Origin of the sequence: Streptomyces bugieae, assembly GCF_036352915.1 — a bacterium.
Lineage (GTDB): Bacteria > Actinomycetota > Actinomycetes > Streptomycetales > Streptomycetaceae > Streptomyces > Streptomyces endophytica.
On record NZ_JAZBJP010000004.1, the window covers coordinates 288,734 to 311,553 of the forward strand.

Annotated in this window: 21 protein-coding genes; 14 read left to right on the forward strand and 7 right to left on the reverse strand. The window is 73.0% G+C overall.

Annotated features, from left to right (window positions below):
• Window positions 1–73: 73 nt before the first annotated feature.
• Complete coding sequence (locus V2J85_RS13035) at window positions 74–565, forward strand: J domain-containing protein (protein ID WP_330821661.1); 492 nt, start codon at window positions 74–76, stop codon at window positions 563–565.
• 30 nt (window positions 566–595) lie between these two features.
• Here the strand turns inward: V2J85_RS13035 and V2J85_RS13040 are convergent, their stop codons facing one another.
• Window positions 596–739 (reverse strand): hypothetical protein, encoded by a 144-nt coding sequence (locus V2J85_RS13040; RefSeq protein WP_330821662.1) that lies wholly within the window; start codon window positions 737–739, stop codon window positions 596–598.
• 350 nt (window positions 740–1,089) lie between these two features.
• Here V2J85_RS13040 and V2J85_RS13045 point away from each other — a divergent pair, with 350 nt between their 5' ends.
• On the forward strand, window positions 1,090–1,293 hold the full coding sequence (locus tag V2J85_RS13045; protein WP_330821663.1) for a hypothetical protein: 204 nt from the start codon (window positions 1,090–1,092) through the stop codon (window positions 1,291–1,293).
• A 10-nt stretch (window positions 1,294–1,303) separates the two neighbouring features.
• Here the strand turns inward: V2J85_RS13045 and V2J85_RS13050 are convergent, their stop codons facing one another.
• The gene (locus V2J85_RS13050) at window positions 1,304–1,900 is read right to left on the reverse strand and encodes a TetR/AcrR family transcriptional regulator (protein WP_261954519.1); all 597 of its coding nucleotides are present in this window, start codon (window positions 1,898–1,900) and stop codon (window positions 1,304–1,306) included.
• Between the two features lie 467 nt (window positions 1,901–2,367).
• Between V2J85_RS13050 and V2J85_RS13055 the strand changes: the two genes are divergently transcribed.
• The 7 genes from V2J85_RS13055 to V2J85_RS13085 all read left to right on the forward strand — a co-directional run bounded on the left by V2J85_RS13055 (window position 2,368) and on the right by V2J85_RS13085 (window position 12,142).
• The gene (locus tag V2J85_RS13055; RefSeq protein WP_330821664.1) at window positions 2,368–2,979 is read left to right on the forward strand and encodes a (2Fe-2S)-binding protein; all 612 of its coding nucleotides are present in this window, start codon (window positions 2,368–2,370) and stop codon (window positions 2,977–2,979) included.
• Window positions 2,976–3,968, forward strand: coding sequence for an FAD binding domain-containing protein (locus tag V2J85_RS13060; RefSeq protein WP_330821665.1), 993 nt, complete (start codon window positions 2,976–2,978; stop codon window positions 3,966–3,968). The genes V2J85_RS13055 and V2J85_RS13060 overlap by 4 nt, the downstream gene beginning before the upstream one ends.
• Window positions 3,965–6,127: a xanthine dehydrogenase family protein molybdopterin-binding subunit gene (locus V2J85_RS13065; protein ID WP_330821666.1), complete on the forward strand. Its 2,163-nt coding sequence runs from the start codon at window positions 3,965–3,967 to the stop codon at window positions 6,125–6,127. The genes V2J85_RS13060 and V2J85_RS13065 overlap by 4 nt, the downstream gene beginning before the upstream one ends.
• Window positions 6,108–7,265, forward strand: a complete 1,158-nt coding sequence (locus V2J85_RS13070; protein WP_261954515.1) for an XdhC family protein — start codon at window positions 6,108–6,110, stop codon at window positions 7,263–7,265. The genes V2J85_RS13065 and V2J85_RS13070 overlap by 20 nt, the downstream gene beginning before the upstream one ends.
• 114 nt (window positions 7,266–7,379) lie before the next feature.
• A complete protein-coding gene (locus V2J85_RS13075) occupies window positions 7,380–8,303 on the forward strand; it encodes an LLM class F420-dependent oxidoreductase (RefSeq protein WP_330821667.1) in 924 nt (307 codons plus the stop codon).
• A 116-nt stretch (window positions 8,304–8,419) separates the two neighbouring features.
• On the forward strand, window positions 8,420–11,182 hold the full coding sequence (locus V2J85_RS13080) for a SpoIIE family protein phosphatase (protein ID WP_419836771.1): 2,763 nt from the start codon (window positions 8,420–8,422) through the stop codon (window positions 11,180–11,182).
• A gap of 198 nt (window positions 11,183–11,380) precedes the next feature.
• A complete protein-coding gene (locus tag V2J85_RS13085) occupies window positions 11,381–12,142 on the forward strand; it encodes a GNAT family N-acetyltransferase (protein ID WP_261954513.1) in 762 nt (253 codons plus the stop codon).
• A gap of 28 nt (window positions 12,143–12,170) precedes the next feature.
• Here the strand turns inward: V2J85_RS13085 and V2J85_RS13090 are convergent, their stop codons facing one another.
• Window positions 12,171–13,652: an MFS transporter gene (locus V2J85_RS13090; RefSeq protein ID WP_330821668.1), complete on the reverse strand. Its 1,482-nt coding sequence runs from the start codon at window positions 13,650–13,652 to the stop codon at window positions 12,171–12,173.
• A gap of 165 nt (window positions 13,653–13,817) precedes the next feature.
• Between V2J85_RS13090 and V2J85_RS13095 the strand changes: the two genes are divergently transcribed.
• A complete protein-coding gene (locus V2J85_RS13095) occupies window positions 13,818–14,690 on the forward strand; it encodes a helix-turn-helix transcriptional regulator (RefSeq protein WP_261954511.1) in 873 nt (290 codons plus the stop codon).
• Here V2J85_RS13095 and V2J85_RS13100 read toward each other — a convergent pair.
• Entirely contained in the window at window positions 14,635–15,930 is a 1,296-nt protein-coding gene (locus V2J85_RS13100) for a cytochrome P450 (RefSeq protein WP_330821669.1), read from the reverse strand. The genes V2J85_RS13095 and V2J85_RS13100 overlap by 56 nt on opposite strands.
• Window positions 15,927–16,766 carry an alpha/beta fold hydrolase gene (locus tag V2J85_RS13105; protein ID WP_261954509.1) on the reverse strand — a complete coding sequence of 280 codons (840 nt, stop codon included), beginning with the start codon at window positions 16,764–16,766 and terminating at the stop codon, window positions 15,927–15,929. The genes V2J85_RS13100 and V2J85_RS13105 overlap by 4 nt, the downstream gene beginning before the upstream one ends.
• A 138-nt stretch (window positions 16,767–16,904) precedes the next feature.
• Between V2J85_RS13105 and V2J85_RS13110 the strand changes: the two genes are divergently transcribed.
• The 4 genes from V2J85_RS13110 (at window position 16,905) to V2J85_RS13125 (ending at window position 20,058) form a co-directional block, all read left to right on the forward strand.
• Entirely contained in the window at window positions 16,905–17,678 is a 774-nt protein-coding gene (locus V2J85_RS13110) for a DUF72 domain-containing protein (RefSeq protein WP_261954508.1), read from the forward strand.
• A gap of 156 nt (window positions 17,679–17,834) precedes the next feature.
• A complete protein-coding gene (locus V2J85_RS13115) occupies window positions 17,835–18,101 on the forward strand; it encodes an acylphosphatase (RefSeq protein ID WP_330821670.1) in 267 nt (88 codons plus the stop codon).
• 495 nt (window positions 18,102–18,596) lie between these two features.
• Window positions 18,597–18,803 (forward strand): hypothetical protein, encoded by a 207-nt coding sequence (locus tag V2J85_RS13120; RefSeq protein WP_261954506.1) that lies wholly within the window; start codon window positions 18,597–18,599, stop codon window positions 18,801–18,803.
• 121 nt (window positions 18,804–18,924) lie between these two features.
• Window positions 18,925–20,058 (forward strand): PP2C family protein-serine/threonine phosphatase, encoded by a 1,134-nt coding sequence (locus tag V2J85_RS13125; RefSeq protein WP_330821671.1) that lies wholly within the window; start codon window positions 18,925–18,927, stop codon window positions 20,056–20,058.
• On the opposite strand, the gene grpE is transcribed toward V2J85_RS13125, so the two are convergent.
• Complete coding sequence (gene grpE / locus V2J85_RS13130) at window positions 20,015–20,704, reverse strand: nucleotide exchange factor GrpE (RefSeq protein WP_261954504.1); 690 nt, start codon at window positions 20,702–20,704, stop codon at window positions 20,015–20,017. The two genes, V2J85_RS13125 and grpE, sit on opposite strands and share 44 nt — an antisense overlap.
• The gene (gene dnaK / locus V2J85_RS13135; RefSeq protein ID WP_330821672.1) at window positions 20,701–22,581 is read right to left on the reverse strand and encodes a molecular chaperone DnaK; all 1,881 of its coding nucleotides are present in this window, start codon (window positions 22,579–22,581) and stop codon (window positions 20,701–20,703) included. The genes grpE and dnaK overlap by 4 nt, the downstream gene beginning before the upstream one ends.
• Between the last annotated feature and the right edge of the window lie 239 nt (window positions 22,582–22,820).

The window sequence follows — 22,820 nt, forward strand, 5'->3', positions numbered from 1 at the left end:
GGGAATTCCGGGTATGGGTCGGATGCCTGCCTGATACCTACCCGATTGCCTGCCTGAGCAGGAGGTGGCGGTGATGCCGGGACCGCAGCCCGATCACTACGCCGTACTCGGTGTCCAGCCCTCCGCATCCGCGCGCCAGATCACCACGGCCTACCGCCGACTGGTCCGCAGACTGCACCCGGACACCGGTCCCGCCCGGCCGGCAGCGGAACGAGAACTCGCAGAGGTGCTGACGGCCTACCGCGTCCTCCACGACCCGCAGAGCCGGGCCCGTTACGACGCGGACCGTGCCCTCGCCGAGCGTGACCGCCGCTACGCGCAGCGGCGGGGTGCCCGCGCCGGGCCGGGCCGTTCGGGGCCCGACCGCCCGGTCCCCACCCGGACCCGCCGCCCCCGGCCGTCGGCCGACGAAGCGGACACCGTGCTCGTGCTGAGGCTCGGTCCGGTGAGCATCGAACTGCTCGGTGTCCGTCGCGGCGAGGACGATGCCCCGGCGACCGACGGGCTGGAGTCCCTGGAGTGGCTCGTGCGCCCGCTGTGGCAGCGGGGCCGTCAGGGGCGGTAGGGGGAGCGGGCGCGGCGTGCCCTCCGTCCCTCAGTCCGGGGCCGGAACCTGCCCCTCCGGGTATTTCTTGACCCATGTCGCACCGCACTCGGCGCAGGAGGAGTACTCGATCAGCTCGCCCTCCTCGGTTACGCCCAGGCTCTGTATCAGGCGGACGTGCACATGTGCACCCATCGGGGTTCCTTTCCGCTGTACGGCAGAAATTTCCACAGCAAGGCGAAGAACACGGAATGCCGAACATCCTGGACATAGAGCCCGTCGGGGTGTCAATGAAGTGGTCGCACTCTGAGACGAGTCAGGGGTGGTCCGGTTACTGTCCGTGCGAAGCCGTCGGCGGTGACGAACGATCGACGCGCGCCGTACCGCGCAGGTCGGACACCATGAACCCGGCTGCCCCCGCCGTGTCCTGGCCGAGAACGTCTCGTTGACCGGACAGCCGGCAACTACAGCCGGTCACCGCCAACCCTTGATCCGCTGATCTCGCTGATCACTGAGCGCGATCACTTCGGGAGGAACCCGTGCGCGTGCGCAAGACAACCCTGACCCTCGCGGCCGCCGCCGCGGCCCTGGCGGGACTGGCGGGGGCCGTGCCCGCCGCCGCGGCCGACACCGGCACCCGGCTCCCGGTCGCCGAGACCGCCGACACCGTGCAGGGCATGGGATCGGCGGTGGCGCACCGGCTCGGCCTCGATGCCGGCCACCCGGGTCCGGACCGTCAGGCGCGGTAGACCGCGCCGCTCAGCTTTCCGCGGCGGCGCCGCGTGAGGCCGGGGCTCCGGCGCGGAGGCCGTCCATGACGAGGTCGAGGAGGCGGCCGGCCCGGGACTGCCAGTCGCTGTGCGGGTCGATCTGCCAGAGTCCGGCGATGGCGAGTGAGAAGTCGTCGGGGGTCATGCCGGGGCGGATGGTGCCGGCCTCTTCGTTGGCCTTCAAAAGGAGGGCGACGGCCGACGTCACCGGGCCGTGTCCGGAGGCGGCCAGGCTGCCGTGCGCGGTCGCCTTCCGGAGCGCGTCGGCCAGACCGGCCTTGGCCATGGCGTACTGGGCCAGGCGGTCCATCCATTCCCGCAGCGCCTGGTCGGGGGAGCGGGTTTCGAGCAGCTGCGCCGCGGTGTCGGCGACCTGCTGGACCTCGTAGCGGTAGACCTCGAGGACGAGCGACTCGCGGTTGGGGAAGTTGCGGTAGAACGTCGCCTGCCCGACGCAGGCCTTCTTCGCGATCGCGCTCAGCGGGGCGTCGGCCGCGCGCGTCAGCTCCTCCAGGGCGACTTCCAGGATGCGCTCGCGATTCCGTTGCGCGTCCGAGCGCAGTGGGGCGTCCTTCTTCTCCCGCACTCGTCCTCCCTTCGGGAATCACTGCCGGATCGGCCTTGATAACCGGACAGGTGTCCGGTAGATTTGCGGTAATCGGATAGCTGTCCGGTTAGCTCCACCATAGCGGCAGAAGCGGGTGGTGGGGTGTTCGCCCTTCCGTATTCGCTACGTTCGCCACTTTTGCTACGTTGCCGTGCTCATCGCACGTAGGTGACCGCACTGCATCGCACTCACCGCACCCGATGTCTGTCCTGACGCACTGACGCACTGACGTACCGCATGCACTACCCCCTTCTTGAGGGTGCCTCCCTGGCGGGGGGCGTCCTTCCTGAAGGTGCCCTCGGGGTTCGCCGGAACGCCGAACCCCGAACTCCGGATCCGCGTCCCCCCTTCCCTGCCCCCTTCCTTTCCCGTCCCCCTTCCTTCCCTGCCCCTCCTCCTGTTTCGCGCATCGCCTACGTGAAAGTCACACGCGAAAGAAGCTGATCATGGCCCTATCGACGTCCAGTGCCATCACCCTGAACATCAACGGCGAGAAGCATGCGCTGCCCGTCGACCGCCGCACCACGCTGCTCGACGCGCTGCGCGAGCGGCTCGATCTGACGGGCACCAAAAAGGGCTGTGACCAAGGCCAATGCGGTGCCTGTACGGTGCTGATCGATGGCCGCAGAGCCGTCTCCTGCCTTCAGCTCGCGGTGGCCGCCGAGGGGCGGGAGATCACCACGATCGAGGGCGTGGCGGACGGTGAGACGCTCCATCCGGTGCAGCAGGCCTTTCTCGACCTCGACGGCTATCAGTGCGGGTACTGCACACCGGGGCAGATATGTTCCGCGCTCGCGGTGATCGAGGAACACGCTGCCGGGTGGCCGAGTGCGGCGAGTGCCGATGTGCGGCCGGAGGCGGGGGTTCCGCCCTTGACGCCGGAGGAGATCCGGGAGCGGATGAGCGGCAACCTGTGCCGCTGCGGGGCGTATGTGTCGATCGTTGAGGCCGTCGCGCGAGCGGCAGCCGTGCACGAAGCCGGATCGGCACAGGGGATCGGGACGCCTGGGACCGAAGCGGGTGCGGCGGGTTCAGTGGGCACGGAGGGGGCGGCATGAAGGAGTTCGGCTATCAGCGGGTGTTCGATGTTCCCGGGGCGGTCGCGCTCCTCGGGGCCGACCCGGAGGCGCGCTGTCTCGGCGGTGGCACCAACCTCGTCGACCTGATGAAGGCCGGGGTGGAGCGGCCCGGACTGCTCGTCGACGTACGTGAACTCCCCCTGGACGGAATCGAGTTCACCAAGGGCGGCGGGCTGCGGATCGGCGCCACGGTGACCAACAGCGATCTCGCCGCCCATCCCGAGGTGCGGCGACACTACCCGGCGTTGGCGCAGGCGGTGCTCGCCGGTGCCTCGGGCCAGTTGCGCAACATGGCCACCGTCGGCGGGAACCTCCTGCAACGGACCCGCTGCGGGTACTTCACGGACCTCGCCCGTCCGTGCAACAAGCGGACGCCCGGCAGCGGTTGCTCCGCCATCGAGGGCGAGCACCACAACCACGCGATCCTCGGCGCTTCCTCGCACTGCGTCGCGGTCCACCCCTCGGACATGGCGGTGGCGCTGGCCGCGTTCGACGCCGTCGTCCACTACGAAACGGCGGACGGGCCGGGGGAGTTGCCGTTCGCGGAGTTCTACCTGCCCGTGGGGGACACCCCGCATCGGGAGACCGCACTGCCGCCCGGGGCGCTGATCACCGGCATCACCCTGCCGCCGCTGCCGGTCGCCGCCACTTCGCGCTACCGCAAGGTGCGGGAGCGCGCGTCGTACGCCTTCGCGATCGGTTCGGTCGCCGCCGCCCTCGACGTCCGCGACGGAATCGTGAACGACGTCCGCCTCGCCCTCGGGGCGGTGGCGTCCCGGCCGTGGCGGGCCCTTGCGGCCGAGCGGGTGCTGACCGGAGGGCCGGCCGGCGCCGAGGCGTTCGCCGCCGCCGCGGACGCCGAACTCGCCGCCGCCGAGGCGCTGCCCCACAACGGATACAAGGTGACGCTGATGCGCAATCTCGTCGTCGCCCTGCTGACCGAGCTCGCCGAGGAGGCCGCACGATGACCACGACGACGACGGAAACCACCGCCGTACGGGGAGCCGTCGGCACCGCGCACACCCGCGTGGAGGGCCTGGCCAAGGTCACCGGCGCGGCGCGCTACGCCGGCGAGATCCCGTTCGCCGAGCTCGCCCACGGCTGGCTGGTGGTGTCCACCATCGCCCGCGGCCGGATCCGCTCGGTGGAGGCCGAGCCCGTCCTGGCGATGCCCGGTGTGCTCGCCGTGCTGCACCACGGCAACGCCCCGCGCGTCGACACCGACTACGTCGGCATGCTGGGCGCTCCGGACCCGACCTGCGCGGTGTTCCAGCACGACCGGGTGCCGAGCATGGGCTGGCCGGTGGCGCTGGTCGTCGCCGAGACGTCCGAGGAGGCCAGGGCGGCCGCCGAAGCGCTGGTGGTGCACTACGACCAGGAGCCGCACGACATCGACTTCGCCGGCGGGCACCCGGACGCCTACCCGCTGGACGGCCATCTGCCGGCGGTGGCGGAGAAGGGCGACCTGGAGGCCGAACTCACCGCCTCCGCCGTCGTCCTGGACGCCGAGTACACCACGCCCGAAGAGCACCACAACCCGATGGAGCCCCATGCGGCGACGGCCCGCTGGGACGGCGGCCGGCTGGAGGTCGTCGACTCCAACCAGGGCGCCACCTGGGTCGTGGGCGAGTTCGCCAAGCTGTTCTCGCTCGACCCGTCCGCGGTGCGGGTGCGGTCCGAGCACGTCGGCGGCGGCTTCGGCAGCAAGGGCCTGCGCGCACACCAGGTGGCCGCCGTGATGGCCGCGACGGTTCTCCAGCGCCCCGTACGCGTCGTCCTGACCCGCCGTCAGATGTTCTCGCTGGCCGGCTACCGCAGCCCCACCAGCCAGCGGGTCCGGCTCGGCGCCGACCCCGACGGGCGGCTGCGCGCGCTGGAGCACCGCGCCCTGAGCCTGACCTCGACCGTGCACGAATTCATCGAGCCGAGCGCCGCCGTGGCCCGGGTGATGTACGACGCCGACGCCCACCACACCGCCAACACCGTCGTACGACTCGATGTGCCGACGCCGACGTTCATGCGCGCGCCGGGCGAGGCACCGGGCTCGTTCGCGCTGGAGGCGGCGCTCGACGAGCTCGCCGAGAAGTGCGGGATCGACCCGATCGAGCTGCGGCTGCGCAACGAACCCGAGAAGGGCCCGGTCTCCGGTCTGCCGTTCAGCACCCGCAATCTGCGCGCCTGTTTCGAGGAAGGTGCCCGCCGGTTCGGCTGGGCCGACCGGGACCCGCGTCCCGGACTCCGCCGTGAGGGGCGCTGGCTGCTCGGCACCGGCACGGCCGCGGCCTCCTTCGGCGCCGGAGCCGCCCCCTCCACGGCGGTCCTGACGGCCGAGGCGGACGGCACCTTCACCGTGCGGATCGCCGCGGCCGACATCGGCACCGGGGCGCGCACCGCGCTCACCCTGGTCGCCGCCGACGCGCTTGAGGTCGCGCCGGACCGGGTCCGGGTGCGCATCGGGGACAGCGACTTCGGCCCGGCGATGATCGCGGGCGGCTCGATGGGCACCCGCTCCTGGTCCTGGGCGGTGATGGCCGCGGCGAAGGAACTGCGCGAGCGGCTCGCGCTGGGCGCGGACATCCCGCCGGAGGGCATCACCGTACGGTCGGACACCACCGAGGCGATCGGCGCCCTCGCGCAGAAGGAACGGCACTCCTTCGGCGCACAGTTCGCCGAGGTCGCCGTGGACGTCACCACCGGCGAGGTGCGGGTACGGCGCATGCTCGGCGTCTTCGCGGCGGGCCGGATCGTCAATCCGCTCACCGCGCGCAACCAGTTCGTCGGTGGCATGATCTGGGGCATCTCCATGGCCCTGCACGAGGAGGCGGTCCGGGACCGCGCCTCGGGCGGCCACGTCGGCGCCGACCTCGCCGGCTATCACGTCGCCACACACGCCGACGTACCGCTCGTCGAGGCGGACTGGGTGGACGATCCGGACCCGGACGACCCGGTGGGGATCAAGGGCATCGGCGAGATCGGCATCGTCGGTGCCGCGGCGGCCGTCGCCAACGCGGTCTGGCACGCGACCGGTGTACGGCACCGGCATCTGCCGATCCGGCCGGACCGGGTCCTGCGGGCGGGGACCGGACGAGGAAGCGTGGGAGAGCGGGATGCTGGACATCGCCGATGAGCTGAACCGGTGGACCGAGGAGGGCCGGGAGTTCGCCGTCGCCACGGTCGTGGGCGTCGGCGGCAGTGCCCCGCGCAGCCCCGGCGCCGCCCTCGCCGTCGACAGCCGGGGCACGGCCATCGGTTCGGTCTCCGGCGGGTGCGTGGAGGCGGCCGTCTACGACCTGTGCGCCCAGGCGCTGCAGGACGGCACGACCGTCCGCGAACGCTTCGGATACAGCGCCGAGGACGCCTTCGCGGTCGGCCTGACCTGCGGCGGAACGATCGAGGTCCTGGTCACGCCGGTGACCGCCGACGCCCCGGACCGGCCGGTGTTCGCCGCCGCGCTGGCGGCCGCCGCCCGGGGCGAGGCGGCGGCCCTGGCCCGGGTGGTCCAGGGCCCGGCCGACCTCCTCGGCCGGGCGCTGCTCGTCCACCCCGACGGCTCCCACGAGGGCGGCCTCGGCGGCGGGCCGGACCTGGACCGGACGGCACGGGGCGAGTCCCGCGCCATGCTGGACGCGGGCCGCACCGGCAGCTTCGACGTCTCGGCGGGCGGCACCCGCTGCGAGGCGGAGCTGACGGTGTTCGTCGAGGCGAACGTACCGCCGCCCCGCATGATCGTCTTCGGTGCGGTCGACTTCGCCGCGGCCCTGGTGCGCACCGGCAAGTTCCTCGGCTACCACGTCACCGTCTGCGACGCCCGCCCCGTCTTCGCCACCCGGGCCCGCTTCCCCGAGGCCGACGAGATCGTGGTCGAGTGGCCGCACCGCTACCTCCGCCGCACGGCCACCGACGGCCGTACGGCCCTGTGCGTGCTCACCCACGACGCCAAGTTCGACATCCCGCTGCTGGAGGTGGCGCTGCGGCTGCCGGTCGCGTTCGTCGGCGCCATGGGGTCCCGCCGCACCCACGACGACCGCGACCGAAGACTGCGCGAGGCCGGCCTCACCGACCGCGAGCTGGCCCGGCTGCGCTCCCCGATCGGTCTCGACCTCGGCGCCCGTACGCCCGAGGAGACCGCCCTGTCCATCGCCGCCGAGATCGTCGCGGCCCGGCGCGGCGGTACGGGCCGGCCGCTGACCGGCTCCGGCACCCCGATCCACCGCGACCCCGCCGGACCGGGCACGGGCCCGACCGGCTCGACCGCCGCCGCCTGAGCCCCCGGGGTAGGTAACCCCATCGGCCGGACGGAGAAGGAGTTCACACAGCCGACGGAGAACCGTCACGCCCGCACCGGAATGTTCGGCCAACTCCCGTTCGTTCCAGCTGACATGGCAGTGGGAGTAGCACTCAACGCGACCGCCCCCGACAACCAGATCGACGCGACCGTGCGGCTCGCCGCGGAGGCGGCGGCCGCGGGGCTGCGGTCCGCCTGGTTCGGCCAGACCTTCGGGGCGGACTCGCCCCAGCTCGCCGCGATCGTCGGGCGCGAGGTCCCGGAGCTCCAGGTGGGCACGTCCGCGATCCCTGTCTTCGGACGCCACCCGCTGGTGGTCTCCAGCCAGGCGCTGACCGCCCAGGCGGCCACGCACGGCCGCTACCACCTCGGACTCGCCCTCGGCACCAAACTCCTCACCGAGTCCGGCTTCGGCCTCCCCTTCGAGCGGCCGGTCGCCCGGCTGCGGGAATTCCTCACCGCGCTGCGCCAGCTGACCGAGACCGGCAGCGCCGACTTCCGCGGCGAGCTGCTGACCGCCGCCACCCCGATCCCCGCGCGGGTGCCGGGCGCCGAGGCGGGCGTACCGCTGCTCGTCGCCGCGATGGGCCCGCAGGCCCTCCGGGTGAGCGGCGAGCTGGCCGACGGGATCCTGCCGTACCTCGCCGGGCCCCGCGCGCTGGCCGAGCACATCGTCCCGGCCGTCACCGCCGCGGCGGAGGCCGCCGGCCGGCCCGCGCCCCGGATCGTGGCGCTGGTGCCCGGCCTGGTCACCGACGACGCCGACGCGGTGCGCCGGACGTTCACCGAGCAGCTCGCCTTCTACGAGCAGATCCCGTCCTACGCCCGGGTCATCGGGCTCTCCGGCGGCAAGCGGGCGGCCGACGTGGCCGTGATCGGCGACGAGCGGACGGTCGCGGCCGAGGTGCGGCGCTACCGGGACGCCGGGGCGACGGAGGTGGTCTTCTCCGGCACGGAGCTCGCCGGGGACGCGGACCGGCGCCGTACCTGGGAGTTCCTGGGCGAGCTGGCGGGCTGAGCACGGCTGACGGGCCCCGGAACACCGCCCCGCGGGCCCGGTCACCGTCGTACAGTCATGTGATACTTCAGCGTGGTGCGTATCGGCCACCTCGGTGCGCGAGGTACACATGGAGCATGGCCCGAATTTCCGGCCGCTTTCCGTGGTTCGCTCCGGGGCGCAGGTCCACCGGTCGGCGCCCGGGCGACAACGGCCGGCGGGCACGGAACGGCGGCCCGCCGAAACCGCTGAACCAGCGCCTGCGCGCCCTGGTGGACGTCCACAGTGTCGCCGGCCAGATGTTCCTCCTGCAGGTGCTGATCGTGCTGCTGCTCGTCGTGGCCGCGGTGATCACCCTGCTGGTCCAGGCGCGGAGCGACCGGTTCCAGGGCGCCCGGGACCGTTCGCTCGCCTCCGCCGAGTCCTTCGCGCACGCCCCCGGCCTGCCCACCGTGCTGAAGAAGGGCCATCCGGGCGCGAGCGTGGTGCTCCAGCCGCTGACCGAGGACGCCCGCAAGCGCGGCGGCGTGGACTTCATCGTCGTCATGGACCGCAACGGGATCCGCTACACCCACCCGATCCCCAGCCGGATCGGCAAGAAATTCGTCGGCACGATCAAGCCGTCCCTCGCCGGCCGCACCACCATCGAGAGCGTCTACGGGCCGCTCGGCCACGAGGTGCAGGCGACGGTCCCGGTGAAGGACGCCAAGGGCCACGTGGTGGCCCTGGTGAGCTCCGGTATGCGGGTGAGCCGGGTCAGCAGCGCCGTCGACCGGCAGCTGCCCGTCGTCGTCGGGGCCGGCGGTGCCGCGCTCGCCCTCACCACGGCCGGCACCGCACTGGTCAGCCGCCGGCTGCGGCGCCAGACCCGGGGGCTCGGCCCGTCGGAGATGACCCGGATGTACGAGCACCACGACGCGGTGCTGCACGCCGTGCGCGAGGGCGTGCTGATCCTCGACGCGGACGGGCGGGTCCTGCTGGCGAACGACGAGGCCCAAAAGCTGCTGGGCCTGCCCGCGGACGCCGAGGGGCAGTGCCTCTCCGGCCTCGGCCTCGATTCCCGGATCACCGAGCTGCTGACGTCCGGGCAGGCGATCTCCGACGAGGTGCTGCCGGTCAACGAACGGCTGCTCGCGCTGAACATCCGGTCCACCGACCGCCAGGGCGGCCCGCCCGGCAGCGTCGCCACGCTGCGGGACTCCACCGACCTGCTCGCCCTCGCCGGGAAGGCGGAGGTCACCCAGAGCCGCCTGCGGCTGCTGTACGAGGCCAGCGTGGCCATCGGCACCACCCTCGACGTGCGGCGCACCGCCGAGGAGCTGACCCAGGTCGCCGTGCGGTGGTTCGCCGACTACGCCACCGTCGACCTGGCCGAACCCGTGCTGAGCGGCGGGGAGCCACCGGTGGGCTCGTACCGCGAGGCGCCCGAGCTGCGCCGGGTGGCGGTCGCCGGGATCCGCGACGACCACCCCCTCTACCGGCCGGGCGAGGTGCACACCTACCTCTCGCTCACCCCGATGGCCACCGGATTCGTCAGCGGCCAGTCCGTGCTCGTGCCCGATGTGCGGGCGGCCGGCGACTGGTACCCGGACGACCCCGGGCGGCTGGAGCTGGTCATGAGCCACGGCTGCGAATCCCTGATCACCGTGCCGCTCCAGGCCCGCGGCGTCCGGATGGGGATCGTCAACTTCTGGCGCTCCCGGGAGCGGCCCTTCGAGGAGGGCGAGCTGTCGCTGGCCGAGGAGATGGCGGCCCGCGCCGCCGTGTGCATCGACAACGCGCGCCGCTTCACCCGCGAGCACGCCATGGCCGTCACCCTGCAGGAGAGCCTGCTGCCGCGCGGTCTGCCCGAGCAGAGCGCCCTCGACCTCGCCCACCGCTACCTGCCCGCACAGACCGGGGTGGGCGGCGACTGGTTCGACGTCATCCCACTGCCCGGCGCCCGGGTCGCGCTGGTCGTCGGGGACGTCGTCGGCCACGGGCTGCACGCCGCGGCGACCATGGGCCGACTGCGTACCGCGGTGCAGAACTTCTCCACCCTCGACCTGCCGCCCGACGAGCTCCTCGGCTTCCTGGACGAGCTGGTCAACCGCATCGACGAGGAGGCCACCGCGGCGAACGACGAGGCCACCGTCTCCGGCGCCACCTGCCTCTACGCCATCTACGACCCGGCCTCCGGCCGCTGCACGCTGGCCCGGGCCGGCCACCTCCCACCGGCCCTCGTCCACCCGGACGGCACCGTCACGTACCCGGACCTCCCGGCCAGTCCGCCGCTCGGCATCGGCGGCCTGCCCTTCGAATCCGTGGAACTGCAGCTGCCCGAGGGCAGCAACCTGGTCCTGTACACCGACGGCCTGGTGGAGGACCGCAACCACGACATCGACACCGGCATGCACCAGCTCGCCACGGCGCTGGCACACCGCGACCGGACGCCGCAGGAGACCTGCGAGGCCGTGCTCGGCGCCCTGCTCCCCGACCGGCAGCGCGACGACATTGCCCTCCTCGTGGCGCGCACCCGCCTGCTGCCGCCCGACCGCATCGCCGAGTGGGAGGTCCCCGCCGACCCCGCGGCCGTCGCCGAGGCCCGGGCGAACCTCACCCGGCAGCTGATGGAGTGGGGCCTGGAGGAGGAGGTCTTCACCACCGAGCTCATCCTCAGCGAGCTGGTCACCAACGCCATCGTCTACGCCTCCGGCCCGATCGGCGTCCGCCTGCTGTACGACCGCACGCTGATCTGCGAGGTCTCCGACTCCAGCAGCACCGCGCCCCATCTCCGGTTCGCCGCGGGCGAGGACGAGGGCGGCCGCGGGCTCTTCCTCGTCGCCCGGATGGCCGGGCGCTGGGGCACCCGTTACACCTCCGAAGGCAAGATCATCTGGGCGGAACTGACCCTGCGCTGACCGGCCGCGGCCCGGCGCGGAGGTGGATTTGCGTGGGGCCCGGGGCGGTGTGCGACAGTGGGCCGTCCGGTCGGCCGGGCCCGCCCCCGTGCGCTGCCGCCGCCGGGCTCCCCCCACCCTTACGGACGGTTCCGACCGCGCCCCCGCGCGCGTACCGGCGCCGCCGCCTTCCCGTGTCCGTACGTCCCCCTGAGAGCGATGCTGGCAACGACCCTCGTCCCCCGGGCCACCGATCTGTTCGACCAGGGCCTGGAGCGCCGGACCGGCTCCGCCCTGCTGCGTTTCGGCGCCGCGCGGCAGCGACCGGCCGGCCGGCCCGGCTGGTCCGGCGACGGCGCCGTGGCCTGGCTCGACGACACCCGCGGGCACGTGTGGAGCGTCGGCGCACCGGAGGCCGCGGCCGGACTCGTGCTGCGCGCCGCGCTGGGCCTGCCCGACCGGGTGCGGGAGTTCACCGGCCCGCGCGGCACGGACGCCCTGGTCGGCCGCCACCTCCCGGTGACCGACGTCGTCGAGTGGGTCTTCCGCTGGACGCTTCAGGAGCCGCCCGTCCAGCGCGCGGAGGAGCGGGTGGTCGCGCTCGACGAGACCCACCACGACGAGCTGCTCGCCTTCCTCGGCGTGCACAGCCCGGCCCACTCCACCGGGCCCGGCTCCTCCGCCGTCAGCCTGTGGGCGGGCATCCGCGGCGCGGACGGGAACCTCGTGGCCTGCGGCGCCCTGAGCAGCCTGCGGGACACCGGCGCCCCCCTCATGGCCTCCGTCGCCACCGACGCCGCACAGCGCGGCCAGGGCCTCGGTGCGGCGCTGACCGCCTGGCTGACCCGGTACGCGGTGCGCCGGCACGGCTTCTGCACGCTGTGGCAGCTCGCCGACAACGCGCCCGCCGACCGGCTCTACACCCGCCTCGGCTACCGCAACGAGGACCCCTGCGTGTCCGCCCGCCTCGCCGCGCACTGACCCGCGACGCCGCCGGCCGGCCCCCGGCTCACCGGCCGGCCGGCGCCGGGTCCGGCAGGACCCGCAGGAGCAGCGAGAGGGCGGCGGCCAGGGCGAGGTCGAAGAGCAGCGCCGCCATCAGGGCGTGCCCGTAGGCGCCGACGTCGTGGCGTGCGGCGTGGCCCAGCGCCCCGTAGAACAGGACGCCGACCAGCGCGACCCCGACCGAGCCGCCGATCTGCTGGCCGGTGGAGAGCACACCGGAGGCCATCCCGATCTCCGCCGGGCGGATGCGGGCGAGCACGGTGTTGAGCAGCGGTGTGACCAGAACCCCGTTCCCCAGGCCCACGACGAGCAGCGGCAGCGCCAGCGACCGGGCCGTCAGCGTGTCCCCGGCGAGCACGACGACGCCGAGCGCCACCGCGTGGCCGAGTCCGAGGACCAGCGCCCCGGTCCGCAGCAGCCGCTTCCCGTACCGCGCCAGGCGCCCCGCCACCAGGCTCCCGGTGAAGAAGCCCGCGGCGAACGGCAGATAGAACAAGCCGGCGCCCAGGGCGTCCAGCCCCAGCCCGTCCTGCACGGTCAGGGACAGCACCAGGAAGAAGGAGTTGATCCCGGAGTACGCCAGGAGGACCAGCACCATCCCGACCGCGAAGGCCCGCTCACGCAGCAGCCCCGGCCGTACCAGCGGGGACCGGCCGCGGGCCGCGACCCGGCGTTCCACGGCGCCGAAGGCGAGCAGGGCGAGCACCCCCGCGGCCAGGCTGACCCACGCCCATGCGGGCCAGCCGGCCTCCCGGCCCTCCACCACGGGCACGACCAGGAGGAACAGCGCCACGGTCAGCACCGCCACGCCCGCCAGGTCCAGCCGGTGGCCCTCGGGGGCCCGCGACTCGGGCAGGAGGACCGCCGCGAGGGCCAGCGTCACCAGCCCGACGGGAACGTTGACCCAGAAGATCGGCCGCCAGGAAGCGCCGAACAGGTCGGCGGAGAGCAGGACCCCGCCCAGCAGCTGGCCGGCCACCCCCGCCGCGCCGATCACCGCCCCCAGCACGCCGAAGGCCCGGGCCCGCCGCTCGGGCGGCAGCAGCACCTGGATCGTCGAGAAGACCTGCGGGAACATCACCGCGGCCCCGAGCCCCTGGACGAGCCGGGCCGCGATCAGACCGCCGGCCCCGGGTGCGGCCGCGCAGCCCACCGACGCCAGGGTGAAGAGGCCCATCCCGAGGAGGAAACACCGCTTGCGGCCGAACCGGTCACCGAGGCGCGCTCCGGTGATCAGCGCGACGGCGTAGGTGAGTTGATAGCCCGCCAGGATCAGCTGCACATCGGCGTCCGAGGCGCGCAGATCGTCCTGGATGGCGGGCGCCGCCACCAGCACGATGAAGGTGTCGAGCACGGCCATGAAGACGCCGGTGAGGACGACGGACAGGGCCCGCCACGGAGCGGGCGCGGAAACCGCCGCGGTGTGCGGGGCAGCGGCGGCGGGGGAGGACGGGGCCGGATCGGCCGGCGGTCGCAGAGGAGTCATGGCCCCGAGCCTGGCCCGGGCCGCACGGGCCATACAGAGGCGAATTATCCTGGTGGCAGCGGTACCGGTGTCGGCCGAACGACCCCTCGGGGTCCGGCACCCGGCCGCGCGACACGGGGAAGCGGCGGGCGCACGGCACGGTGCGCCGCGGGGGAGAGGGGTCCGATGGCCGACCGGGAACGGCGCCGGGTGCTGGCGGAGTTCCTCCGCTCGCGACGGGAACGGGTCCCGCCCGGCGAGGCCGGACTCCCGGCGGGCCCCCGACGCCGCACGCCCGGACTGCGCCGCGAGGAGGTCGCCGTCCTCTCGGGGGTCAGCGTCACCTGGTACACCTGGCTCGAACAGGCCAGGGACATCAGCGTGAGCCGTCAGGTGCTGCACAGCCTGGCCCGGGCGCTGCGGCTGTCCCCCGCCGAGACCCGCCACCTGTTCGCCCTGGCCGGGCAGCCGCTGCCCGAGCCGGCCGGCGACCACCCCGGCGGGCCGGAACTGCAGCGCCTGGTGGACGCGCTCGACCCGCACCCCGCGTACGTGCTCGCGCCCAACTGGGACCTGCTGGCCTGGAACCGCGCCGAGGCCGGTCTCATCGGCGACCCCGCCCACTGGGACGCCGCCGAACGCAACCTGATGCGCCTGGTGTTCACCCGGCCCAGGATCCGTACGCTCCTGGCCGACTGGGACGGCCAGGCCCGGGCCCTGCTGGAGCAGTACCGCGCCAGCGCCGACCGCCACCCCGACGACCCGGAGTTCCGCCGGCTGACCGGCGAACTGTGCGCGCGCAGCGCGGAGTTCAGGACCTGGTGGGCGACCCATGACGTGGCGGACTTCCGGCCGGCGCGCCGGGAGTTCGACCATCCGTCGCTGGGCCGGCTGACCTTCGACTACGTCAAGCTCGCGGCCGTGGACGCGCCGGGCGTCACCCTGGTCTCCTGCCTGCCCGCCGACGCGGCGACCGCCGCCAGACTTCCCGAACTGGCCGCGCTCAGCCCGGTGGCCGGTCCCCACCGGACGGGAGGAGCCGCAGCGGCAGGGACTTGAGGCCGTGGATGAAGTTCGACACCAAGTGCCGTGGCGGGGCGGCGAGTTCGAGGGCGGGCAGCAGGACGCGGGTCTCCTCGTAGAGCACCCGAAGCTGCAGCCGGGCGAGATGGGCGCCCAGGCAGACGTGCGGACCGTCGCCGAAGGAGACATGGGGGTTGGGCGTACGGGCGAGGTCCAGCCGGTGCGGGGCGGGGAACACCCGCTCGTCGTAGTTGGCCGAGCCGTGGAAGACCACCACCTTCTCACCGGCGCGGATCGGGCGGCCGGCAAGCTCCGTGTCGCACGCCGCGGTACGGCGGAAGCTGAGCACCGGCGGATGCCAGCGCAGCAGCTCCTCCACGCACGAGGCCGTCGCCACGGCACCGGCGCGCAGTGCGCGGTAGGCGTCCGGGTGCCGGGCCAACGCCAGCAGGCCGCCGGGCGCCGCGCTGCGTACCGTGTCGTTCCCCGCGATGGTCAGCAGGAAGAAGAACATCTCCAGCTCGGGCGTGGCCAGTTCGCGGTCCGCGGCGAGGACCGTCATCACGTCGTCGCCGGGGTGCCGCCGCTTGTGGGCGGCCAGCTCCCGCGCGAACGCGAACATGTCCTGCAGCATCGCCGGTGAGCGCGGGTCGGCCGGACGGCCGTCCGGTCCGGACGCCGGCGGACCGGATTCGTCCGGGTCCTGGTAGCCGATGACGCGCCGGGTCCAGTCCAGCAGCAGCCCGCGTTCACCGGGCGGCACGCCGAGCAGGTCGGCGAGGTTGAGCAGCGCGTAGTCGTCGGTGACGGTGGTGACCAGGTCGGCCACGCCGCTCCCGGTGCGCGCGGCATCGAGCGCCGCGGTCAGCAGGCCGCGGGCCCGGTCACGTACCACCGTCTCGAAGCGGTCGATCCGGCCGCGGGTGAAGGCCCGGCTCACCAGCCGGCGCAGCCGCCCGTGGACCGGAGCGTCCTGATTGAGCATCATGCGCCGGATGAACGGCAGGTCGGCGGCGTCCGGATCGCGGATCTGGGTGGCGCCCAGGTGCGAGGAGAAGGTGCGGGCGTCCTTCAGGACCCGGACGACATCGGCGTGCCGGGTGACCGCCCAGAAACCGGGCCCGGCGGGCCAGCCGAGGACCTCGTGCTCCTCCTGCCAGGCCACCGGACGGCGGTCGCGCAGCAGCCGGTAGGCGGTGTGCGGCAGCCCCTGGGCGTAGCCGCGGGGGTCGAAGACGTCGGGTATCCGGGGGGCGTCGGCCGCCGACGACGTCATCGGGCCACCGGCCCGTCGGGGGCCCCGGCACCGCGGCGCCGGTCCCCGTTCCCGTGGCCGTCCCCGTCGCCGTCCGCGCGCAGGAAGTCCTCGACGGCGCGGATCAGCTCCAGCGGCGTCTCGTCCATCGCGTAGTGCCCGGCCGCCGACAGCTCGATCAGCTGGCTGTTGGCGTACCACCGCAGCCACGTCCGGCGGGTCAGATCGGCGGTGAGCGCGGGATCCAGGGCGCCGGTCACCGCCAGCGCCGGCACCGGCGAACCGTCGACGTCGTCGGCGAAGCCCTCGCCGGCCCAGGAGTCCAGCCAGGTGCGGAACGCCGTCGGGTTGCTGCGCTCCAGCGACCGCCGCACCATCCGGTCCAGCCAGGCGTCGGGGCGCCGGCCACCGGACGTGAGGTCGATGATGGCCCGCCGGCTGTCCGGGGCGTGCGCCGCCGAGGAGAACAGCGCCCACTGGTCCGGCGGCAGCGGAAACCCGGAGGCGGGCACCGGCGAGATGCCGACCAGCCGCCGGACGCGTGCCGGGGCCGCGGCCAGCACCCGCTGGACGACGCTGCCGCCCATCGAATGGCCGATCATCGAGAACCGGTCCCAGCCCAGCCGGTCGGCGAGCGCCAGCACATCGGCCGCGCCCTCCGCCGTGGTGTACGCGCCGGCCGCGTCCTGCGCCTCGCCGTAGCCCCGGAGATCGACCAGCGCGTACTGGAAGGCGGAGCGGTCGAGGTCGGGAAGGAGCGGGGCGAAGGCGGACCGGTCGGCGAACCACCCGTGGACGGCGATGACCTTGTGCGGGCCCCTGCCGTGCAGGGCGTGGGGCAGGACGAAGGAAGTCACGGGCCCCACACTGACCGTCACCACCCGCCTCCGCAAGGGCGTCCCGGCGCGGGCGGGGGCCGTGAGGCAGGCGGGGCCCTGATGGCGCCCTGTTGGCGTCCTGATAGGGCGTGCGCACCAACGGGCAGGCATCCGGGCATGACGGTCCTCCTCGGCACTTCCGGCTGGCAGTACAAGGACTGGCGCGGTGTCCTCTACCCGCCGGACCGGCCGCAGCGGCTGTGGCTGGAGGAGTACGCGCGGGGGTTCGCGACCGTCGAGAGCAATGCGGCCTTCTACCGGCTGCCCGAGGAGAAGACCTTCGCCGACTGGCGGGAGAGGACCCCGGACGGCTTCGTGATGGCCGTCAAGGCGAGCCGCTATCTGACCCACATCAAGCGGCTGCGCACCCCCGAGGAGCCGGTGGACCGGCTGATGTCACGGGCCGCCGCCCTGGGGCCGCGGCTGGGGCCCGTACTGCTCCAACTGCCGCCCACGCTGCGGCGGGACGCCGGGCTGCTGGACGCCTGCCTCGACTGCTTCCCGGCCGGTACCCGGGTGGCCGTCGAGCCCCGGCACGACTCGTGGTGGACCGAGGAGGTCCGCGCGGTACTGGAGCGCCGGGGCGCGGCGCTGTGCTGGGCGGACCGGGGGTCCCGTCCGGTGGCCCCGCTGTGGCGGACCACCGACTGGGGCTACGTGCGGTTCCACGAGGGCCGGGCAGCACCCTGGCCGCGCTACGGCAGTAAGGCGCTCGCCACCTGGGCACGCCGGATCGCCGACACCTGGCCGGACCGGGCCGATGTGTACGCGTACTTCAACAACGACCCGGGCGGCGCGGCCGTGCGCGACGCGACCGTGTTCGCGCGGGCGGTGGCGGCCACCGGGCGGGCGGTCAGCCGTACGCCGTCCGGGCGTGGCTTCGCCGGGTGAGCCCCGGGGTCCGGACATCCGGAAGCCGCGGAGCCGATGATCCGGACCGGACCGGGTGCGGCGCAGCCGTGACGAGAGCACAGCCGTGATGAGAGCACAGCCCTGACGAGAGCGCGGACGTGAGGAGAGGGCAGCCATGACGCGAGGTGAGGACCGATGATCCGCAGGCGGGTGGTGGTCTCGGGGACCGTGCAGGGGGTGTTCTTCCGCGACACCTGCCGGCGTACCGCCGAGGCGCAGGGCGTGGCCGGCTGGGTGCGCAACGCCCCGGACGGAACCGTGGAGGCCGTGTTCGAGGGCGATCCGGAGAGCGTGGACAGGCTGGTGGAGTGGGCGCACCAGGGGCCGCCGGCGGCGGTCGTCGACGCGGTCTCGGTGACGGAGGAGGAACCCCAGGGGTTGTCGGGCTTCGACGTCCGGTAATCGCCCCGGACGCCGGAAGGTGCCGCTTTCGTCCGGCCTGGTCAATTGTATGGGCCGTCGGGTCATACATCCCGACATCTCTGGTCATCCCGGCCCCCGCATCCCACGTCGAAACGTAAATGCAGATATGTCCAGTCGCGGCCCGGTGCGATGTCTTTTCCTCGGATGCGGCGGCTTTTCACAATGGCCGAGACGTTGCTTCCGTGGGTGTGCGGTTCGGTGGATTCGTCACCCGCTGACTGACAAAGCTGCACTTCAGCGGGGTTGTGGGGGCGAACGTGAACATCCGGAAAGGAAATTGGGGGGCAGGTTGCCTGACGCTTCGTCGGCGTGATTGCATCCTTCCCGTGCGGCAGATTGATCACTGCGGCCCGGATTATCGGGCGGCGAAGTCTGCTGCCGCAGGACCGTGCGTAATTTTTCTTGCATGTGGTGTGCATGAATTCCGCGCGGTGTCCGCCAGGAAAATTGAGAGTAATGAAGGAAGGGCACGTCATGCGTGACATCGTCGAGACCTGCGAGATTGCCGACAGCGAGCTGGACAACATTTCCGGTGGTCTCGCCAGCGCCGGTGCCGAGGTGGCCGGCCACGGTGGCGCGGTGGCCATCGGCGACGTCGTCGGCACCGCCCAGTCGCTCGTCCCCACCCTGCCCGTCGGGCAGCTGGCCGGTCTCGCCACCGTGCAGACCAGCGACGTCTGAGACGTCACGGCAGATCTGCGGAGGCCGGCGCGGCACCGCGTCGGCCAGGACCCCGGGACCCACGGTCCCGGGGTCCGTCCGTTTCCCGGCACGGAGGTCGGGAGGGGTGTAAAGAGGAGTTATGCGCCTCCGGCACGGTCCAGCTCAGCGCGCCGGCTTCCGGCGGTGGAGCCCCGGCCTGCTGGTCGTCCCGCTGGCGATCATCGTGGCCGTGACGGTGGTGGACATCAACTCCCCGGCGAGCATCCACCTCGGACCGTTCCTGGTCGCCGCGCCCGCGATCACCGCCTCCTTCGCCGGGCCCGGCCTTACCGGTGCGGTCGGTGCCCTCGCGGTGGCGGCCCAGATCATCATCGGCACCCTGCACGGCGGTCTGATGACGCCCAATCACCAGGCGCAGATCGCCGCCCTGCTGGTGATCTCCGTGCTCGTCACCGTCTTCCGGTACGTCCAGGACCGGCACCAGCGGCGGCTCAGCCGGGTGCAGTCGGTGGCCGTCGCGGCGCAGCAGGTCCTGATGCGGCCGCTGCCCGAACGCATCGGCCCGCTCCGGATCGCCGCCACCTACCTCGCCGCCGACGCCGAGGCGCTGATCGGCGGCGACCTCTACGCGGTGGCGCCCACCCCCGGGGCCACCCGACTGGTCGTCGGCGACGTCCGCGGCAAGGGACTGTCCGCCATCGGGGAGGCGGCGGTGCTGATCGGCGCCTTCCAGGGCTCCGCCTACCGCAACCTCTCCCTGCCGGGCATCGCCGCCCACCTGGGGAACTCCGTGCACTGGAACACCGCGCACCGCACCGCAGGCGATCCCGAGCCCACGGAGTCCTTCGTGACCGCGGTGGTGCTGGACGTCCACCACGACGAGCCGTTCCTCACGATGGTGAACTGCGGGCACCCGCCGCCGCTCCTGCTACGGGAGGGCAAGGTCCGTTCCCTGGAGGTCCAGGAACCCGCGCTGCCCCTCGGCATCGGCGCCCCGTCGGAGGGCGACTACCAGGTCGAGACGTTCGACTTCGCACCCGGCGACCTGCTCCTGCTGTACACGGACGGGGTGATCGAGGCGCGGGACGCGACCGGCGCGTTCTACCGGCTGCCGGACCGGGTCGCCGCCTGCACCGAGCGGGACCCGGGCGCGCTGGTGGCGCGCCTCCGCGACGACCTGCTCGCGTACGTCGGCGGAACCCTCGGCGACGACGTCGCCCTCATCGCGCTCACCAGGACGGACGGGCCGGAGCCGCGGGCGGATCGCCCGTGACCGAGACCTGCGCGGGACGCAGCAGGTGGTCACCGACGCGGTACCCCTGCCGCAGCACCGCCGTGCACACGGCACCCGGGGGGCTTTCGGGACGGCTCACCGCCGTGAACGTGACGGCCTCGTGGATCTCCGGATCGAAGGCGTCGCCCACGCTGCCGAAGGAGATCAGGCCCAGCGCGGTCAGTTCGGCCACCAGCGCCCGGGCGACCCGCCCGAAGCCATCCGTGACCTCGCCCTGCCCGGCCGCCTCCTCGACGGCGTCGAGCACGGGCAGCAGCCGCCCCAGCACATTGGCCACGGCGATCTCGCCGACCGCCAGCCGGTCCCGGTGCACCCGCTTGCGGTAGTTGTCGTACTCGGCCTTGAGGCGCTGCAGATCGGCCGTGCGCTCCTGCAGTTCGGCGGTGCGCTGCCGCAGCTCGGCGCGGAGCACCGCCTCCTGGGAGGTCGTACCGGCCTCCTCGGACACGCGGAACGGCGGGGGACCGGTGTCCCGGTCGGTACGCGGCGGGGAACCGGCCCCGCTCCGGGAGCCGGCGCCCGGTCCGCGCCGCCCGAGCTCCGGCCGGTCCGCCCGGTCCGTGCCGCTACCGACTATGGCCAGCGGTGGCCGGGATGTGCCGCGGATCCGCGTCGGGCGGCTCATGGCGTGCCTCCCTCCCGCTTGTCGTCGTCGATGATCTCGGCGTCCACGACGTCGTCGGCGTCCGACCGGCCCTGTTCACCCGCGTCGCCCCCGGCGGCTCCGCCGCCACCCGCGGCGGCCTGCTTGGCCTGGGCGTCGGCGTACATGGCCTGGCCGAGCTTCTGGGAGACGGCCGCGACCTTCTCGGTGGCGGTGCGGATCACGGCGGTGTCCTCGCCCTTGAGCTTCTCCTTCAGCTCACCGACGGCGGTCTCGACCTCGGTCTTGATCTCACCGGGGACCTTGTCCTCGTTGTCCTTGAGGAACTTCTCGGTCTGGTAGACGAGCTGCTCGCCCTGGTTGCGGGTCTCCGCGGCCTCGCGGCGCTGCCGGTCCTCCTCGGCGTGCCGTTCGGCGTCGCGCACCATCTGGTCGATGTCGTCCTTCGGCAGCGAGGAGCCGCCGGTGACGGTCATCTTCTGCTCCTTGCCCGTGCCCAGGTCCTTCGCGGTCACGTGCATGATGCCGTTGGCGTCGATGTCGAAGGAGACCTCGATCTGCGGCACCCCGCGCGGGGCCGGCGGCAGGCCGGTGAGCTGGAACATCCCGAGCTTCTTGTTGTACGCCGCGATCTCGCGTTCGCCCTGGTAGACCTGGATCTGCACGGACGACTGGTTGTCCTCGGCGGTGGTGAAGATCTCCGAGCGCTTGGTCGGGATCGTGGTGTTCCGCTCGATGAGCTTGGTCATGATGCCGCCCTTGGTCTCGATGCCGAGGGACAGCGGGGTGACGTCGAGGAGCAGGACGTCCTTGACCTCGCCCTTGAGGACGCCGGCCTGCAGGGCGGCCCCCACGGCCACGACCTCGTCGGGGTTCACACCCTTGTGCGGGTCCTTGCCGGTGAGCTCCTTGACCAGATCGGTCACCGCGGGCATCCGGGTCGAACCGCCGACCAGGATCACGTGGTTGATGTCCGAGAGGTTGATCCCGGCGTCCTTCACCGCGTTGTGGAACGGCGTCTTGCAGCGCTCCAGGAGGTCCGCGGTGAGCTGCTGGAACTGCGAGCGGGTGAGCTTCTCGTCCAGGTGCAGCGGGCCCTCGGCCGAGGCGCTGAGATACGGCAGGTTGATCGTGGTCTCGGTGGCCGCCGACAGCTCGATCTTCGCCTTCTCCGCGGCCTCCCGCAGCCGCTGGGTGGCCATCTTGTCGTTCGACAGGTCGATGCCGTACGCGTTCTTGAACTGCTTGGCCAGGTGATCGACGATCCGCTGGTCCCAGTCGTCACCGCCCAGATGGGTGTCGCCGTTCGTGGCCTTGACCTCGACCACGCCCTCGCCGATCTCCAGCAGCGAGACGTCGAAGGTGCCGCCACCGAGGTCGAAGACCAGGATCGTCTGGTCGTTCTCCTTGTCCAGCCCGTACGCCAGCGCCGCGGCGGTCGGCTCGTTGACGATCCGCAGCACCCGCAGGCCGGCGATCTCCCCGGCCTCCTTCGTGGCGGTGCGCTGCGCGTCGTTGAAGTAGGCCGGAACGGTGACGACGGCGTCCGTCACGTCCTCGCCCAGGTAGTCCTCGGCGTCGCGCTTGAGCTTCTGCAGCACCCGCGCGGAGATCTCCTGGGCGGTGTACCGCTTGCCGTCGATGTCGCCGCTGGCGGGGAAGCGCCAGTCCGACTCGCCCATGTGGCGCTTGACCGACCGCGCGGTGCGGTCGATGTTGGTCACGGCCTGCCGCTTGGCGATCTCCCCGACCAGCACCTCCCCACCCTTGGCGAACCCCACCACCGACGGGGTCGTGCGGGCCCCCTCGGCGTTGGTGATCACCGTGGGCTCGCCGCCCTCCAGCACGCTGACCACCGAATTCGTCGTACCGAGGTCGATACCCACTGCACGTGCCATGGTCTTCTCCTCACGTAGCGGCCCTGGGCGCTCAAATTGTCCCATATTGCCCTACGTACCCGTCTTTCCCGCCGCGGGGCTTGCTCGCCGTTGTGCGCTTTGCGGCGCCTCCCACGTACCTGTCTGCGGCGCCGCGGGTCGTCTCGCCGTTGCGCCTGCGGCGGGCTGGGTGGTTTGTGGGTGCGGTGACGGGCCTCCGGGGCCGGTTGTGTGGACTGCTGACGCTTTACGTCCACACA